Annotated in this window: 14 protein-coding genes; 6 read left to right on the top strand and 8 right to left on the bottom strand. The window is 69.4% G+C overall.

The annotated features are described in order from the left end of the window. Positions 1-13: 13 nt before the first annotated feature. From hslU to IPI43_15865, 3 genes are read right to left on the bottom strand one after another with little or no spacing between them, the layout of a single operon-like run. Entirely contained in the window at positions 14-1462 is a 1449-nt protein-coding gene (hslU, locus tag IPI43_15875) for an ATP-dependent protease ATPase subunit HslU (protein ID MBK7775587.1), read from the bottom strand. After that, positions 1459-2019, bottom strand: coding sequence for an ATP-dependent protease subunit HslV (hslV, locus tag IPI43_15870; GenBank protein ID MBK7775586.1), 561 nt, complete (start codon positions 2017-2019; stop codon positions 1459-1461). The genes hslU and hslV overlap by 4 nt, the downstream gene beginning before the upstream one ends. A gap of 34 nt (positions 2020-2053) precedes the next feature. Continuing rightward, positions 2054-3328, bottom strand: a complete 1275-nt coding sequence (locus tag IPI43_15865; GenBank protein ID MBK7775585.1) for a hypothetical protein — start codon at positions 3326-3328, stop codon at positions 2054-2056. A gap of 73 nt (positions 3329-3401) precedes the next feature. Between IPI43_15865 and IPI43_15860 the strand changes: the two genes are divergently transcribed. Together IPI43_15860 and IPI43_15855 are read left to right on the top strand one after the other, a co-directional pair. Then, the gene (locus IPI43_15860) at positions 3402-4388 is read left to right on the top strand and encodes a tyrosine recombinase XerC (GenBank protein ID MBK7775584.1); all 987 of its coding nucleotides are present in this window, start codon (positions 3402-3404) and stop codon (positions 4386-4388) included. Between the two features lie 12 nt (positions 4389-4400). Next, positions 4401-5561, top strand: coding sequence for a metallophosphoesterase (locus IPI43_15855; GenBank protein MBK7775583.1), 1161 nt, complete (start codon positions 4401-4403; stop codon positions 5559-5561). Here IPI43_15855 and trmFO read toward each other — a convergent pair. From trmFO to IPI43_15840, 3 genes are read right to left on the bottom strand one after another with little or no spacing between them, the layout of a single operon-like run. After that, complete coding sequence (gene trmFO, locus IPI43_15850) at positions 5533-6903, bottom strand: methylenetetrahydrofolate--tRNA-(uracil(54)-C(5))-methyltransferase (FADH(2)-oxidizing) TrmFO (GenBank protein MBK7775582.1); 1371 nt, start codon at positions 6901-6903, stop codon at positions 5533-5535. The genes IPI43_15855 and trmFO overlap by 29 nt on opposite strands. Further along, complete coding sequence (gene topA / locus IPI43_15845) at positions 6903-9434, bottom strand: type I DNA topoisomerase (protein ID MBK7775581.1); 2532 nt, start codon at positions 9432-9434, stop codon at positions 6903-6905. The genes trmFO and topA overlap by 1 nt, the downstream gene beginning before the upstream one ends. 11 nt (positions 9435-9445) lie before the next feature. Next, on the bottom strand, positions 9446-10360 hold the full coding sequence (locus tag IPI43_15840) for a DNA-processing protein DprA (GenBank protein MBK7775580.1): 915 nt from the start codon (positions 10358-10360) through the stop codon (positions 9446-9448). Between IPI43_15840 and IPI43_15835 the strand changes: the two genes are divergently transcribed. Continuing rightward, positions 10359-11351, top strand: coding sequence for an acyl-CoA thioesterase (locus IPI43_15835; protein MBK7775579.1), 993 nt, complete (start codon positions 10359-10361; stop codon positions 11349-11351). The genes IPI43_15840 and IPI43_15835 overlap by 2 nt on opposite strands. Here the strand turns inward: IPI43_15835 and IPI43_15830 are convergent. Both IPI43_15830 and IPI43_15825 read right to left on the bottom strand, forming a co-directional pair. After that, entirely contained in the window at positions 11330-11995 is a 666-nt protein-coding gene (locus IPI43_15830) for a DJ-1/PfpI family protein (protein MBK7775578.1), read from the bottom strand. The two genes, IPI43_15835 and IPI43_15830, sit on opposite strands and share 22 nt — an antisense overlap. A 1-nt stretch (position 11996) precedes the next feature. Then, positions 11997-12977, bottom strand: coding sequence for a DJ-1/PfpI family protein (locus tag IPI43_15825; GenBank protein ID MBK7775577.1), 981 nt, complete (start codon positions 12975-12977; stop codon positions 11997-11999). Positions 12978-14004: 1027 nt separating this feature from the next. Here IPI43_15825 and IPI43_15820 point away from each other — a divergent pair. From IPI43_15820 to IPI43_15810, 3 genes are all read left to right on the top strand, one after another. Further along, entirely contained in the window at positions 14005-14571 is a 567-nt protein-coding gene (locus tag IPI43_15820) for a hypothetical protein (GenBank protein MBK7775576.1), read from the top strand. Between the two features lie 14 nt (positions 14572-14585). Further along, positions 14586-15170 carry an SRPBCC family protein gene (locus tag IPI43_15815; protein MBK7775575.1) on the top strand — a complete coding sequence of 195 codons (585 nt, stop codon included), beginning with the start codon at positions 14586-14588 and terminating at the stop codon, positions 15168-15170. 217 nt (positions 15171-15387) lie between these two features. Further along, on the top strand, positions 15388-16329 hold the full coding sequence (locus IPI43_15810; GenBank protein ID MBK7775574.1) for a putative metal-binding motif-containing protein: 942 nt from the start codon (positions 15388-15390) through the stop codon (positions 16327-16329). Positions 16330-16366: the final 37 nt, after the last annotated feature.

Genomic DNA, 16366 nt, shown 5'->3' with positions numbered 1-16366 from the left:
GCTATAGCACCGCTCAGAGGATGTAGCGAGCCACGTCCTGGTGCGCCATGATCGGGTCGAGCGTGCGGTTCACGTACTGGGCATCCACCACGAACGCGGACTCGCCGCGCTCCGAGGCCGAGAACGAGAGCTCCTCCAGCAACGCCTCGAGGATGGTGTGCAGGCGCCGCGCGCCGATGTTCTCGGCCCGCTCGTTGGCCTGCTCGGCATACGACGCGATGGCCTCGATGGCGTCGTCCGTGAACGTGAGGCTGACACCCTCGGTCTCCATGAGCGCTTGATACTGGCGCGTGAGCGCGTTGCGCGGCTCTTTCAGGATCTGCACGAAGTCGGTCTTGGTGAGCGGCTTGAGCTCCACGCGGATGGGGAAGCGCCCCTGCAGCTCGGGGATCAGGTCGCTCACCTTGCTGACGTGAAAGGCGCCGGCCGCGATGAACAGCACGTGGTCGGTCTTCACTGGGCCGTGCTTGGTGCTCACCGTCGAGCCCTCCACGATGGGCAGGAGGTCGCGCTGCACGCCCTCGCGGCTCACGTCCGCGCCCTGGTGCCCCGGCCGCGCCCCCACCTTGTCGATCTCGTCGAGGAAGATGATGCCGTCCTGCTCGGTGCGGCGCAGCGCGTCGCGCTTGACCTTGTCGTGGTCGATGAGCTTGTCGGTCTCTTCCTTGAGCAGCAGCGCGAGCGCCTCCGGCACCAGCAGCTCGCGGCGCTTCTTGGCAGCGGGCGGCGCCTTGAATCCGGGGATCTGCCCCAGCATCTCCTGCAGGTTGATCTCCATCTCTTCGCCACCACCGCCGCCGAAGATGGTCATGAACGGGTTGCCGGCCGACTGCTCCACGTCGAGCGGCACCTTGCGCGCGTCATAGGAGCCATCGCGCAGCATGCGCCGCATCTCGCCAAGCTCGGCGTCGGTGGGCTCGGGCCCCTGCGGCGGTGGCGGCGGCGGCGGACCCATCATGAAGGGCCCGAACATGTTGGGCTTGGCCGGCATGTTCCCCACCGGCGGGGGAGGTGGCGGCGGGGGAGGCGGCGGCGGGTGCTCGATGGCCCAGAGCATGCGGAGGATGCGCTCCTCGGCCTGCTCTCGCGCGCGGTTGCCCACGGCTTCGCGCTCTTCGGCCTGGCAGATCTGGATGGCGTTCTCCACCAGGTCGCGGACCATGGACTCCACGTCGCGGCCCACGTAGCCCACCTCGGTGAACTTACTGGCCTCCACCTTCACGAAGGGCGCCGCCGCCAGCTTGGCCAGGCGCCGCGCGATCTCGGTCTTGCCGCAGCCGGTGGGCCCAACCAGGATGATGTTCTTGGGCGAGATCTCGTCGCGCAGATCACCCGGCACCTGCTGCCGGCGCCAGCGGTTGCGGAGCGCCACCGCGACGGCGCGCTTGGCTGCCTGCTGTCCGATGATGTAGCGGTCCAGCTCGCCGACCGTCTCGCGTGGGGTGAAGGCGGAGCGGGTCATCCTGCGATCTCCTCGACGATGATCTCGCTGTTGGTGTAGACGCAGATCTCGGAGGCGATGAGCAGCGACTCGCGCGCAATCTCTGCGGCCGAGAGCGTGGTGTTGCGCATGAGTGCCTTCCCTGCGGCGAGCGCGTAGCTGCCGCCCGAGCCGATGGCCAGGATGCCCTCGTCGGGCTCGATGATGTCACCCGTGCCGCTGAGCAGCAGTGTGTGCTCGGCGTCCATGACCACCAGCAGGGCCTCGAGGCGGCGCAGGTAGCGGTCCGTGCGCCAGTCCTTGGCCAGCTCGACGGCCGCGCGCTGGAGGCCACCGCGGCTCTCGTTGAGCTTGGACTCGAAGCGCTCCAGCAGCGTGAACGCGTCGGCCGTGGCGCCCGCGAAGCCGGTGACGATGCGGCCGTCCGCGATGCGGCGGACCTTGCGCGCGTGCCCCTTCATGATGGTCTGCCCGAGGGAGACCTGACCGTCGCCCGCCATGGCAGCGCGACCGTCGCGGCGGACCGCGACGATGGTGGTGGACCGGATGCGCGAGGATTCGTCTTGGGATGAAGTCACAAGGGGCCGAAGCTAAGAACGCACTGGCGGGGTGTCAATGCCGGGTCTCGGCGCCCTCGGGGGCATCTGCGGGCCCCTCGACGGTGAAGCCACCCCCGGGTGGGAGCCGCAGGAAGTGCTGGCTGCTGAGCCCGTAGCGCCCGAACTCGGCCTCCGTCACCGGGTGGAGTGTGAGCGTGCGTGCCGGGACCCGCAGCTCCACGGTGTAGGTCTCTCCGCGTCGCTCGCGCTCGCGCTCCCCGTCGCCGACGCCCTCACCGAGACGCACGTCCTCGGGCGCCGGCCAGCGGACGAGCTCGCTGCCCGTGCCCTCAGCGCGCACGGTGCGATGGGCGACCCAGGTCCACACGCGATAGCCGAACCACTCGGCCGTGCGCGGCTCACTCCGGAAGCGCGGCACCTGGCGCGTGCGCGGCTCGTCCACGAAGCGCGGCACCTGGCGGGTGCGCGACTCGTCGCAGTAGCGCGGGCTGCAGTCCTCCCCGCCGCCGCTGCACTGCTGCTCGCACGTGGCGAAGCCGTTGCCGTTGGGTGTGCACACCTCCTGGCAGTGCTGGGGGCGCGCCGTGCAGGTCTGACCACACTGGACCCGCTCCGTGTAGGACTCGGTGTCGAAGCCCGACTGGACGCGCTCGGTGTAGTGCTGCGTCTCGAAGCCGTCCGGCACCTGCTCGTCGTGGTGGTGGCGCTGCCCTCTGGCTTCACGCTCGTAGGCATCTGCCGGGATGGATTCGGCGAAGCCCTCGCGTGACACGCTCTGGTAGCGCTCCACCGTGATCACGCGCTCCCAGCGCCGCGCGGTCACCTCTGCGATGAAGTGCGTCTTGGGCGTGGTGGTGTCGATTACGTTGGCACCGTGGCCTGCTCTGAAGATGGACCCGATTCCGCAGAAGCCGCAGCACGAAGTCACGATGGCGAGCAGCGCCACGAGGGGGCCGAGACGCTTGCCCGGCCCCGCTACCGCCCTGGCGACGTGCTGACCCGCCAACCCTGCGGACTTGCCCTCTGGTCCCGTGTGGAGCGGCGCATCCTTTCCCGCCGCCTGTGCCGCGCCGCACTGCGCGCACGCGCCATCGAAGCGGCGCTGATGACTGCCGCAGTACGCGCACTGCCAGTTCACGCCGGCTTCGGCCATGCGCAGCAGCCCCGGGTCGGTCACGCTCGCGGCGCTGGCCGTGTCGCCCGGCATCACGTAGGCCTCGCTCGCGTCCTTGGGGTTGCCGCAGCGCTGACACAGCGCGTGGCGTCCCAGGTTCTGATGCCCACACGACGAGCACGACCACACCATCTCGATCTGTCGCTTGCTCATCGCGTTGGGATGCTACCCGACTTGGCGCTGCGCGAAACCTGCGCCCGCTTCCCCCAGACGCTAGGCTGTCCGCTTGGACGACCTCACCCGGCAGCTCGAAGAGTTCCGCTCGCACCTGGCCGACGAGCGCCGGGCGTCGCCGCTCACGGTGAGCACGTACATGCGGGACCTGCTCGCCCTGCACACCTACTGCATGGACCACGAGCTGCCGCTGGACGCCCGGAAGCTCCGCACCGGATCACTGCGCGCCTTCCTGGCAGCGAGCTTCGACGGCCGCACGGCGTCCACCATGGCGCGCAAGGTCAGCGCGGTGCGCGCCTTCTTCCGCTTCCTCGAAAAGCGCGGCCATGTCACCGACAACCCCGCCGCCAGCCTGACGCGCCCCAGGGTGCCAAAGCCCCTGCCCGAGTTCGTGACCGTCGAAGACGCCTTCCGGGTGGTCGCCGCGCCGGGCAAGCACGCACCCGACGCCGTGGATGAGCAACGCGCCGAGGCCATCGCGCTGCGCGACGCCGCCATCCTCGAGCTGCTCTACAGCAGCGGCGCGCGCGTGAGCGAAGTGGCTGGGCTCTCACTCGGCTCGCTCGACCTCGCTGGCCACCACGCACGCGTGCTGGGCAAGGGCCAGAAGGAGCGCTTGGTGCCGCTCGGGGCCGAGTGCATCGCCGCCCTGCAGGCCTATCTGCCGCGACGTCCGGACCTGGTGGACAAGGACGGCCAGCAGCACGGCACGGCGCTCTTCGTGGGGCGCTTCGGCACACGCCTGGGCGCGCGTCAGGTGCAGAACGTGGTGCAGCGCTACGGCATGTTGGGCACTGGGCGCCCGGACCTCCACCCCCACACGCTGCGCCACACCTGCGCCACGCACCTGCTGGATGCGGGAGCAGACCTGCGCAGCATCCAGGAGCTGCTGGGGCATGCCAGCCTGGGCACCACCCAGCGCTACACCCACGTAACGACCGACCGCATGATGACGACGTATGACCGGGCTCACCCGCTGGCGCGGGTGCGGCGTGGCGTGCTCCGCGACGACCTGGGGCCCGACGCCGGAGACGACTGAGTGCTGCGCTTCATCCTGATCATCACGCTGTTCCTCGCGCTGCCGCACCTCTACTTGGCCGCCCGCGTGATCCGCCCCCTCACCGTGAGCCAGCGCGCCAAGCGCGCGCTCTATGCGCTCCTGGCGGCAGCGTTCCTGCTGGGTCCGCTGAGCTTCGCCGTGGGCCGCGACGCCACCGGGCCCGCTGTGCTGGTGCTGCGGTACCTGACCTGGACGTATCTCGCGTTCTTCAGTGTGCTGTTCGCGTTCACGCTCCTGCGTGACCTCGGGTTCATGGTGGCACAGGCAGCGGGCGCGCTGCGGCGCCGCATGAACCCCGAGGCCGCCCCGGTGGACCACGCGCGGCGTGCGTTCCTCACCGCCAGCAGCAGCTTGGTGGCCGTGGGGGCCAGCGGTCTGCTCACGGGCGCCGGTACCGTCCAGGCGCGCCTCGGGCCCGCGGTGAAGCAAGTGGAGGTGCGCATCCCCAACCTGCCCGCGGCCTTCGACGGCTTCCACATCGTGCAGATCAGCGACGTGCACGTTGGCATGACCATCGACGCCGGCTTCATCACACCCATCGTGGACCAGGTGCTGGCGCTCCAGCCGGACATGATCGCCGCAACAGGCGACTTCGTTGACGGCAGCGTGCTGAACCTGGCGCAGGACGTCGCGCCCCTCGGCCGCCTGCGCGCCCCCGACGGCGTCTTCTTCGTGACGGGCAACCACGAGTACTACTCGGGCGCCGATGAGTGGTGCGCCGAGTTCACGCGCCTCGGCATGCGTGTGCTCGAGAACGAGCACGTGGTGCTCACGCGCGACGGCGAGCAGCTCGTGGTCGCCGGCATCACGGACTACAGCACACGCGGTGAGCGCGGGGCGAAGGCCAGCAGCCCGCGCAACGCGTTGCTCGGCGCGCCCGCAGGCGCTCGCAAGATCCTGCTCGCCCACCAGCCACGCAGCGCGTTCGCCGCGGCGGCCGCAGGCTTCGACCTGCAGCTGTCGGGGCACACGCACGGCGGGCAGTTCTTCCCGTGGAATCTCTTCGTGGGCCTCGTCCACCCGGTGTCCAAGGGCCTCGGCGCGGTGGACGGCATGCAGGTCTACGTGAACCAGGGCACCTGCTACTGGGGTCCCCCGGTGCGCACCCTGGTGCCCCCCGAGATCACGTCGCTGCGCTTGCGTCGGGCGTGACCGTGGGGTCGGGCGTGAGCCCGATCGCCGCCAGCCAGGCGCCCAGATCCGCGAGGGCGCGCTGCCCCATGCGCTCCTTCTTGAGCTTCTTGTCACGCAGCTCGGGCCCCGCGAGCTCCGGGAACATGCTCCACACCACGTTGCTGGGTTGGAAGTTCGGGCTCTCCCGGCGCAGGTGGCCACGCAGCGCGCCGAGCGCGGTGGTCTCGGGCACCGGCACGCTCGGCAGGCCCTGCACGTCGCGCGCTAGCTGCACGCCCAGCAGGAGGCCCAGCGCGGCGCTCTCGATGTAGCCCTCCACGCCGCTGACCTGCCCGGCCAGGTAGACGCCCGGCCGCGCCCGCAGCGACAACGAGTCGTCCAGCACCGCCGGCGCGTTCACGAAGGTGTTGCGGTGCACACTGCCGAGCCGCTCGAACTCGGCGTTCTCGAGGCCCGGAATCATGCGGAACACGCGCTTCTGGTCCGGCCACTTCATGCGCGTCTGGAAGCCCACCAGGTTGTACGCCGTGGGCGGGTCGTTCTCGGCGCGCAGCTGCACCACCGCGTGCGGGCGCCTGCCCGTGCGCGGGTCCGTGAGCCCCACCGGCTTCATGCAGCCGAACGACAGCGTGCGATAGCCGCGCTCGGCCATGACCTCGATGGGCAGGCAGCCCTCGAAGTAGCGAATCTTCTCGAAGGTCTTGGGCTCCACCTTCTCCGCCGCCAGGAGCGCGGCCACGAAGGCCTCGTACTCCTCCTGGTTGAAGGGGCAGTTGCCGTAGGCGTCGTCGCCACCCTTGTCGTAGCGGCTCTGCCGGAACGCCACGTCCCAGTTCACGCTCTCGGCGGTGACCACGGGCGCGATGGCGTCGTAATAGGCCAGGTGGGCTTCACCGATGGCCCCTGCCAGGTCGGCCGCCAGCGAATCACCCGTGAGCGGCCCGGTGGCCAGCACTACGGGGCGCTCCTCCGGGATGGCCAGCACCTCGGTGTCCACGCGCTCGATCAGCGGGTGGGCGTCGATGCGCCGCGTCATCTCGGCGCTGAAGCGCTCACGGTCCACGGCGAAGGCACCGCCCGCCGGCACCTGCGTCTCGGTGCCCACGCGCATGACCAGCGAGCCTGCGCGCCGCATCTCTTCCTTGAGCAGCCCGACGGCGTTGCCCAAGTCGGCGCCGCGGAACGAGTTGCTGCACACCAGCTCGGCCAAGAGGTCGATCTGTTGCGCGGGGGTGCGCTTGGTGGGCTTCTGCTCCAGCAAGCGCACGGGCACGCCGCGCTCGGCCAGCTGCCAAGCGCACTCGGTGCCCGCGAGGCCACCGCCCACTACCGTGACAGGGCCACGCGGTGAGTCGCTCATCAGGAGCCGGTCTTCTTCTTGGCCACCTTGGCGGGCTTCGGCGGCGCGTCGTCCTGGTCGTCCTCCGCCTCGGCCTCGGCGCTGGCCAAGGCGCTAGCGCGGCGCTCATCACGCGCGGCGGCGCGGCCTGCCTCTTGCTCCGCTTCGTAGCCATCCGGATCGAAGGGCGTCTCGAAGTCGCACGTGGGGTTCACGCACTTCAGCGTGGGGCTCTTCTTGCCACCCATCCACACCAGGAACTGCGAGTCGCACTGCTCACACGGCACGCCGATGGGCTTCTGCCACGAGCGGAAGTCGCACTTCTCTTCCGAGTTGTAGTTGGTGCAGCCGTAGAAGGTCTTTCCGCCCTTCGAGCGGATCTCGATGATGTCGCCCACCTTGCACTTGGGGCAGACGAAGCCGAGCGGCACGGGGCGCGTGGCCTTGCACGTGGGGTAGCTGGAGCAGCCCAGGAAGAAGCCGTTGCGGCCCCAGCGCTTCAACATCTTCGCGCCGCACTCGGTGCAGTCGTAGTTGGTGAGCTCGGGCTCGCGGCTCTGGTCCTCTTCACCCTCCTTCGGGATGTTCCGCGTGTGCTTGCACTCCGGGTAGTTCTCGCAGCCGATGAACACGCCGTTGCGGCCCCAGCGCTGCATCAGGCGACCACCGTCATCGGGGCAGGTCTCGCCGATGGGGAACGGCTCGGGCCACCACTTGGCCTTCGACTCCGAGGCCTTCGCGATCTGCGCTTGCAGACGCGCGTGGAAGGGCGCCAGCACGTCGAGGCGCTTGGCCGAGGCCTCCGCCACGGCGTCGAGGCTCTCCTCCAGCTTGCGCGTGAAGCCGATGTCCGCGAGGTCGAAGCCGTCTTCCGTCAGCTTCTCGATCACCAGGCGGCCGAGGTCGCTCGGGCGCAGCTGGTTGCCGTGCTTCTCCACGTAGTCACGCGCCTGCACCTTGCTGATGATTTCGGCGTACGTGGACGGGCGACCGATGCCCTCTTCCTCCAGCTTCTTCACCATGCTGGCTTCGTTGAAGCGCGGAGGCGGCTCGGTGGCCTTGTGCGTGAACTGTGCGCCGGGCGGGTCCACCAGCTTGAGCGCCTCACCGTCATCCAGGATGGGCAGCGTGCCGGACTCGGCCACGGCCGTGCCATCTTCCGCGCCTGCTTCGGGCTCCACCGCCTCGGCGGCCTCGGCAGCGTCAGCCGCCTCGGCATCTTTGTCCGAGCTCGTGAGCCAAACCTCGCGCCAGCCGGCCTTCTTCAGCACGCTGCCGGCGGCGCGCAGGCCGTAGACGCTCTTCCCGCCCTTGGCCTCGATGTCCACGCTGGTCTGGTCGTACACCGCCGGCACCATCTGCGACGCCACGAAGCGGTTCCAGATGAGGCGGTAGAGCTTGAGCTGCGGCTCCTTCAGGTACTTGGCCACCGAGTCGGGCGGGTGGTCCATGCTGGTGGGGCGAATGGCCTCGTGAGCGTCCTGGACGTTGGCCTTCTTCTTGGCCGTGAACTCATTGGGCTTGGGCGGCACGGCGTCCTTGCCGAACGTGCTCGTGATGAACTCGCGGCACGCCGTGATGGCGTCATCGGACACGCGCGTGCTGTCGGTACGCATGTAGGTGATGAGACCCACGGTCTCGGCGTCCTTGCCCTTGCCGAGCTCGATGCCCTCGTAGAGCTGCTGCGCCACGGACATGGCGCGCTTGGGGGCCATCCCGAGGCGCGTGCTGGCGTCCTGCTGCAGCTTGCTGGTGATGTACGGCGCGGGTGCCTTGCGGCTCGACTGGCGCCGCGTGATCTCGCGGATGCGGTAGGTGGCAGCTCGCAGGTCGGCCACGTAGCTCGCCGCGGCGGGCTCGCTGGTGGCGGCCGGACGAGAACCCACGCGCTCGAGCTTCTCCCCGTTCACTTCCACCAGGTTGGCGGTGAAGGCGACGCCGCTCTTGCCCACCACCTGGGCGTCCACCAACCAGTAGTTCTGCGGGACGAACGCCTCACGCTCGAGCTCGCGGTCCACGATGATGCGCAGCGCCGGCGTCTGCACGCGGCCCGCCGAGAGCCCGAAGGTCAGCTTCTTCCACAGAAGGCTGCTGAGCGGGTAGCCGCCGATGCGGTCCAGCACGCGACGGGTGCGCTGCGCCTCGTAGAGGTTGGCGTCCAGCTCCCGCGGGTCGTCCAGCCCGGCGAGCACGCCCTTCTTGGTGATCTCGTTGAAGAGCACCCGCTGGATCTCCACGTCCGGATTCACCTCGCGGACGATGTCCCGAAGGTGGAACGCGATGGCCTCGCCCTCGCGATCAGGGTCGGTCGCGAGCAGCACCTTGCCCACCTTCTTGGCGCTGGCGCGGATGGCCTTGATGATCTCGGCCTTGCCCTTCTCCTCGAGGAGCTCGTAGCTCTCCTCGAAGCCGTTCTCCATGTCGACCCCGCCCTTCTTGGGGAGGTCCTTGATGTGGCCCTTGCTGGCGAGCACGTCGTAGTTGGCGCCGACGTACTTCTTGATGGTCTTGGCCTTGGCGGGAGACTCGACGATGAGGAGCGCTTTGGACATTGGCTTCCTTACTAGGGGCGTCTTTGGTGGCCAACGATTCCGTATCGACCACCACTGCGTCCTTCGATCCAACCACCCACCTCGAGGCTCGTGAGAACCGCGAGAGCCCGCGGCGCCGGCCATCCGGTCGCCTTGCACAGCTCGTCGAGGGTGCGGCCGCGCCCCCCTAGAGCGGAGAGGCAGAGGCGCGCAGCGTCATCGAGACTGCCGAGATCATTGGTGTTTTGTTGCGAAGGGGCGCTCCGGATCCGCACATCGCGGGTCTCCGGAGCGAGCACCGATAAGACATCTCCGGCCGATGTGCAAATCCTCGCCCCCTCGCGGAGCAGCCCGAGCCCCCCTTGCGAGCGGGGATCCCACGGGGCTCCGGGCACCACCCAAACGGGTCGCTTCAGGCGGCGTGCGTCCTCGGCCGTGGAGAGGGTTCCAGACCGTATGGGGGCCTGAATCACGATGGTCCCGGAGTGGCCGAGCGCCGCGATGAGCCGGTTCCTATGAAGGAAGCGGAACCCCTCGAACGCCCCCTCGTCGGGGGCCTCGGTCAAGAGGGCACCCGATGCCGCAATTTCTTCGAACAGGGGTCCGTGGCTGGGCGGGTACGGCTTCGCGAAGCCGCTGGCGAGCACCGCCACGGTCTTGCCGTTCGCCGCGAGCGCGCCCCGATGGGCTGCGGCGTCGACTCCGAGCGCCCCCCCCGAGAGGATCACGATCCCCGCGCTGGCCAAGTCACGCGCCAGGCCATGGGCGAAGTCGAGCGCCTCGGGGTCGGCGCGACGCGTCCCCACAATGGCCACGGCGCGCTCGAGCTCGGGGAGCACGCCTGCGACACGGATGGGGCCGTGGTCCTTCAGGGCGCGCAACGCGGCGGGGTAGCGAGGGTCGAGGGGCAGCAGCTCCTCGGGATGGGGCAGGCGCATCTTGGGCATGCCCGCTTATCGACCCGAGCCCGGGTCCAGTTTCGAAAACGACACGCTCAGCGTGACGGGCGCGCGCATCGCGCTAAATCTCGGGGTGCTCGAGAGCCCCCTCCCCGCCCCCGATGTTCCGGACGCCCAGCGTGTCCGGGCCGACTTCCTCCTCCGCTATGCCGACGTCGATCAGACGGGCGAGCTGAAATTCAGCGCGCTGCCGCTGGCGCTCGAACGCTGTGGGTGGGACCACGTGATGCGACCGGGCGAGCCCATGGAGCGGCTCGCGCGCGAGCACGGGATGCTCGCGATTCTGACGCGCTTCCGCATGCGCTGCGGCGGCGGGCCCGTCTCCGTCACGGAGACCGTGGAGGGCACGGGGGTCCATCAGTGGTCGCACACGGTGGACGAGCACGACGTGGTCAACCGCATCGTCTTCCAGATCCACGCGTCGCTACACGGCCGCGTGGGGCGCACGCATGGGGCGGCGCCCGCCAACGCGGGGCAGCCCGTGGAGCTGGGCTCCATCGTGGCCGAGCACGTGTTCACGCGCCCCTTCGTGGACGCTTCGGACCGCCGCGTGGTGGCGCTCCCGCCCGACTGCGGCCTGCCTTCGGTCCCCGAGGCTCGCACCACCTGGGGCGTGCCAGCGCGCCTCGCCACGCCGCCGAACGACGCCCGCCGCTTGGACCGTGAACCGCGCCTGGCGCGCCGCGTGCTGTTCGGGCTGACGCACACGGACAGCAACCAGCACGTGAACTCGCTGGTCTACCCGGCCCTCTTCGAGGACATGGCCCTCGAGCGCCTGCACGAGCTGGGCGTTCCCACGGCCGACCTCAAGGTGCGTGACCTCGAGCTGGCCTACCGCAAGCCGTGCTTCGCGGGCGAGCGCGTGGAAGTGGTCATGCAGGCGCTCCGCACGGAGGACCGCTTCGGGGTGGTGGGCGCGTTCGTCCCGCTCGACCGCGAAGACCGCCGCCCGCATTGCTACCTGCAAGCCTGGTTCTGAGCCGTTCGAGCCGCTCGCCGGGCCGCGTTCGCGGACCGCACGCGCTCCACCAGCTCCGGGGCCGCGCTGCGCGGGTGACCGTCGTGAAAAGGCGGCTCGGGGTCGTACTCGATGGCCAGCTGGATGCCGCGCGCGACGTCGTCGCCCGCGAGCTGGGCAGCCAGCGCGAGCGCCATGTCGATGCCGGCCGAGACGCCTGCTGCGGTGACCACGCGCCCCTGCCACACCACGCGTTGGCTCACGGGCGTGGCGCCATAGCGAGCCAGCGCTTCGAGATACGCCCAGTGCGTGGTCGCCTCGAGCCCCTGCAGCAGGCCCGCCGCGCCCAGCACCAGCGCGCCGGTGCACACGGAGGTGGTGAAACGCGTCTTCGCGTCCAGCCTGCGCAGGTCCGCGAGAATCTGCGGGTCCGCGATCAGGGCGTCCACACCGTAGCCGCCGGGTACCAGCAGCACGTCCGCGTGGTGCACGTCCGCGAGCGCGACGTCCACCTGTAGCCCGAGCGCGCGGTTGTCGGTGCGCGCCAAGCCAGCCCGTGGCCCCGCGAAGACGACCTCGGCGCCGGGCACGCGGCTCAGCACTTCGTAGGGGCCCACCACATCGAGCGCGGTGATCCCATCGAACAACACCAGTGCGATCTTCATCTCATGTCTCCTTGGCTCGAGAACGCGGCTGGAAGCGCCGCCGGTAGTCGCTGGGGCTGACGCCCAGGCTGCGCTGGAAGCTGCGCCGCAAGGTCTCCACGCGGCCGAAACCCGCGCGCGTGGCGACGGACTCCACGTCGTCCCGCGTCGTCTCGAGCAGGCGTCGCGCTACCTCGACCCGCGCGCGCTCCACGAAGGCGGCGGGGGTCACACCCACCTCGGCCGCGAACGCGCGGGCGAAGTTGCGGGGGCTCATGGCGGCGCGGGCCGCCAAGCGAGCGACCGAAAGGTCGGCGGTGGGGTTGTCCGCGATGAAGGCCTGCAGCTCACGCAGGGGTTCGCGCTCCGCCAGCTGAGAGGCCAGCTGCGCGCTGAACTGAGACTGCCCGCCCGGCCGATGGACGAACATCACCAGCTGGCGCGCCACGGCCAGCGCCACCTCACTCCCGAGGTCGTCCTCCACCAGCGCCAGGGCGAGGTCCATCCCCGCCGTGACGCCCGCCGAGGTCCACACGCGACCATCTCGAACGTAGATGGCATCGTCCGCGACGTTCACGTCGGGGAAGTCGCGCGCCAGCCGGCCGCAGTACGCCCAGTGCGTGGTGGCGCGCAGCCCCGCGAGCACGCCGGCGGAGGCGAGCACGAAGGCCCCGGTGCAGACGGCGGCCACGCGGCGAGACAGGGGCGAGACCCGGCGCACCCAAGCCTGCACGCGGCGCTCGTGCGCAGCAGCCCGAGCCCCCTCCCCACCCGCGATCACCAGCGTGTCGATGGCGCCCCGAACGGACGAGAAGGAGCGGTCTGCCAGCAGCTGGAGCCCGCTCGACGTTTGGAGCACGTCCGTGCTCTCCGCGACGACCTCCACGCGGTAGCCCCGCCCACTTCCGAGGTGCCTGTGAGCGGCGTGGAAGACCTCGAGCGGGCCCACCAGGTCGAGCGCCTGGATGCCCGGAAACACCGCGATGACGACGCGTCGGTCCATGAGCACAGGGTGCTCGCGCACGACTCTGGCAGCAATGACAACTACCGGGCGTTTTCTGCCAACCCGCTGCGCAGCGGAACGCAACACCACGGGTGAACCGCGCAGGAGCCGCCGCACGATGACGGAATAGAAAACGGGGAGGTCTCGAGCGTTGGCAAGAGACCACCCCGTCGGTGGAAAGTCACTGGCGATTCCTGCGAATTAACTCAGGGCCGCCTCTGCGTGCACCACGGTTTCCCGCGAGCACGCCACGAGCGTTGCTTGTCGAGCTCCACGACCACGGCCCCTCGAGGGCGCGACGTTGCCGCCGCTCCGCTCGCCTCTCGCAGCCCCTGGCCAGAGCCAGAGAGCCGTGCTGCACACGAGCCGAGGCTCGTGCACCGCTGAGTCTCGTGCACCAACCGAAGTCAGTGCGCGCTACCCGAGAGCGGGTGTGTTGTGGGAACCAGGGTGTTTCACCTAGCCCGATGCGAGACGCCACCCCCTGCAGCCCGTGTTTAGCGTTCTGCTGGGACGACACCCGCATGACATGCCTCTGCCGCCGGATGACGAGCACCCGGTGGCTATCCGCGCCGCACCCGAAGGCGACGTCGCCGATGCAGGCTCTCGAGGTGATGTCGACGCGTCCGGCTAATCCACGAGGGACTGCTTCGCCACGTCCACGCCCGAGCGCGCTGTCGAGATCATGTCTGCAACTCGTATTCGATTTTCAAGCTTCGCTTTGTCACAGCCGGCCAGAGACCCGCTGCTTCGTGTTTCGCGACCTTCCAAGACTCAAGATGCCAGAGGCCGGAGCGTGCCGTCAATACAATTCGACATGAGGCGCCGATTTTTCTCCATGGCCCACCACTAGAGTTATCCACAGCTTATCCACTCAACCCATCGCCATAGCGTGATTCCAACGACACCAAAACGCTCAACCACCCCACACCGAGCCATTTTATTGCTTTGATTATCGCGATTCTTTTCATATTGAGTCACGCGACGCGGGAGCGATGTCACACCTCCCTGCTATAGAGAACCACTGATGTTTTCGATTCCACGAACCCTCCATCAAATCTCGTTGACGCCTGCTTTTCTCGGCGTTCTCCTCGCGCTGGGGCTCCTGGGCTTGGGCGTGTGGGCGCGCCGCCTGCTCCGCAGCCGCGTGGCCCACCGCCGAGCACGTCGTGCGCTCCGCGGGGAGAAGCGAGCCGCCACGCTGCTGCGCGACCATGGTTACCGCGTGCGCGACGCCCAGCTCGCGACGACCTACCACCCACGCTTGGCAGGCCAGAGCTGGCCCGTCGCCCTGCGCGCGGACTACCTCGTGAGCCGCCGGGGCAAGCACTACGTGGCCGAAGTGAAGACTGGCGACCGTGCCCCCTCGCTGGCGCACCCGCCCACCCGCCGCCAGCTGCTGGAGTACTCCGTGGCTTTCGACGTGGACGGCGTGCTGTTGGTGGACGTGGAAGCGGGGCTCGTGCAGGAGGTCGAGTTCCCCCGCCGCGTCCTCCGCGGTCCTGCACCCTCCGCGTTCACGCTCGTCCTGCTGAGCGCCGTGGTGGCCCTCGCGCTGCTCCTCGCGGGCCGCTCGGGCCTGCTGCCGCATTGAGCTATCTTCCCAGCATGGCTTCTCGGTTCGGACGCGGGGTGAGCGTGGTGCTCACGGTGTTGCTGGTGCTCGCCCTGGTGAGCGGCGGTGCTGGGATGTTCCTGGACAACTCCTACGAGGTGCAGGTGAGCGTCGTGGTCGACGCCCCCATCGACGCCATCCACCCGTTCGTCGCGAGCCCCCGGCAGCACGTCGCGTGGCTCGGCTGGAACGACGACGCGGACCCCACGCTCCGGCGCACGTACGCGGGCCCGAGCGCGGGGCGGGGGGCGCGTGTCGATTGGCGCGGGGACGGCTTCGGCACGGGAGGGCTGCGCATCACGAGCGCCAGCGCGCAGGGCGTCACCTGGGAGCAGACGCTGCCAGCCGGCGTCCGCTCGGAGGGCCAGGTCCGCTATGCTGCCGTCACGCCCGCGCGCACCCGGGTGACCTGGACCGAACGGGGCACCATCCCACGGCCACACGGCCCCTATTTCGCCGAAACGCTAGCGCGCGTGCTGCAGCCACATGCCGAGCAAGCCCTTGGTTTCCTCGCGGCCGCCGCCGAGGGCCGCCCACCGCCTCCGCGTGGTGGCGCGTCCGCGACTCCTCCTCTCTGATTCGGCGCCTTTGTCGGCCCCAGACTGGCCATACGGTGCCGATGCAGGTATCAATCTGATTCTAGGCGCGCGCGGCGCAGCCTGCCCCTCTTCCACGTTGCTCACGGTATCGATGGCGACCACAACTCCCTCGCGGTCACGCACGCTCCCCATCCTCCACGCGCTGGCTCTGCTCGGCCTGGGGTCAGCCGGCTGCGGCTCCGGAGGCGGAACGCCCATGGACATGGGGACCGACTCGAGTGACGGAGAGGACATGGGCCAGGACCAAGGGACCGTGGACATGGGGCGCGACATGGGCACGCTCTCGTGTGATGGCGTGGTCTGCGACCAGCCGTTCTTCCGCTGCTCCAACGGCGCCTGCGTGGAGTACCCGCGCTGCTTTACGTCTGCGACGTGCCCACAAGGGAGCACCTGCACCGGCCTGCACTGCGTCCCAGGTGACGTGGACGTCGATGGCGATGGCTACCCGGCTGGCACGGATTGCGACGAAGCCAACCCGGCGGTAAACCCGGGCGCCAGCGAGGTCTGTGGCCTGTCGGACGAGAACTGCAGCGGCGGCGTGGACGAAGGCGACCCGACCGCGTTGTGCCCCGGTGACCCCACGGACGACACTTGTATTGCCTCCGTGTGCTGCGCCGTCGGGACGTACAACTACGACGCCGACCCGGGTAACGCGTGCGAGTGCGCCGCCTCTCCCGCTTTGGGCGTCGGCGCCTCCTGCGCGGGTGCCATTGGGCTCGCACCCGTGCCGGACGTGGGGGGCGAGGCGCAGACCATCACCGTCACGGACAACGCGCTGTCGGCCGGCCGCGAGGTCTGGTACCGCTTCTCCGCGACGGACTCGTCCGATGTCTCCTGTGACAACTTCCACGTGCGGGTTCGCTTCCTCCAGAACCCGGGGAACCGTTACCGCTTCAACGTGTACCGGGGGTGCGGCACGGTGCTCTGTGACGGAAGCACCGGCTACACCGACACCAACTGGGCGCTCGACTCCAACAACTCGGGGCGCCGCGGGCAGTGTCCCTGCGGGGCCAACGATGGCACGCTGAACTCGTGCGCCAACGACACGCAGGACTTCATGATCCGCGTTAGCTGGGCCGACACCTCTGCGCCGGACTGCGACCCGTACGTGCTCGAGATCACCAACGGCGTCTTCTGATGCGTGGCACCGAGGAGGCGGCGGCCCTCCTCCTCGG

This window comes from Sandaracinaceae bacterium (genome assembly GCA_016706685.1).
Classification (GTDB): Bacteria; Myxococcota_A; Polyangia; order Polyangiales; family Houyiibacteriaceae; genus JADJJE01.
This window is presented reverse-complemented; position numbering and strand designations above follow the sequence as displayed.